This window comes from Psychromonas aquatilis (assembly GCF_038155185.1).
Classification (GTDB): domain Bacteria; phylum Pseudomonadota; class Gammaproteobacteria; order Enterobacterales; family Psychromonadaceae; genus Psychromonas; species Psychromonas aquatilis.
On record NZ_JBAKAZ010000377.1, the window covers coordinates 1 to 216 of the forward strand.

The window sequence follows — 216 nt, forward strand, 5'->3', positions numbered from 1 at the left end:
TCATCAGCAATACCAAGGTCAGCGGCAATAATAATAATACTCGGCTGAGTATAGACTGGAGAAAGAGTGCCTTGTAGCAATGGAGTTTTAAATGCGACTGATTCCAACAGACCTAAACTTCCTTGAGGTTTTGTTTTTAAATCGATTTTTTCTTGAAGTGCTGTTATAAATAAATTTGGAACGTTACTTACAGTCGAAATAATTTCAAAAAATTTA

At 33.8% G+C, this 216-nt stretch carries 1 protein-coding gene; it reads right to left on the reverse strand.

Features of this window, described 5'->3' with window-relative positions; all coding sequences use genetic code 11:
- A partial coding sequence (locus tag V6256_RS15870; protein WP_341599172.1) for a nicotinate-nucleotide--dimethylbenzimidazole phosphoribosyltransferase occupies nucleotides 1-216 on the reverse strand: 216 nt, incomplete at both ends.